The organism is Photorhabdus viridis (assembly GCF_040256935.1).
Classification (GTDB): domain Bacteria; phylum Pseudomonadota; class Gammaproteobacteria; order Enterobacterales; family Enterobacteriaceae; genus Photorhabdus; species Photorhabdus viridis.
Genome location: NZ_JBEJZY010000569.1, coordinates 1 through 223 on the forward strand (window position 1 = coordinate 1; position 223 = coordinate 223).

1 protein-coding gene is annotated in these 223 nt (G+C 57.8%); it reads right to left on the bottom strand.

All coding sequences use genetic code 11. The features are described 5' to 3' along the window. Nucleotides 1-223, bottom strand: a 223-nt coding sequence (locus ABR397_RS25730) for a type VI secretion IcmF C-terminal domain-containing protein (protein WP_350307957.1), incomplete at both ends; no start/stop codon positions are given.

Here is a 223-nt window from a genome sequence, read left to right on the forward strand (position 1 = left end):
CGGTTTATAGGTCTCTCCCGGCCAGCGAAAACGCTGCCAGCTTTCCATCTGGTTGAAGTAACGCAGTGTCTGCCCGTCTATCGTCAGGTCGGTTTCCACCACATCCCGCGCCGCTCGCGCACGCAGTTCAAACCGCAGCCCCTGACTGCCGTCTGCAAACAGCACATCCGATAACTGACTGAGCTGATTGACCGCGTTCAGGAAACGCGGGTTAAAACGCAGC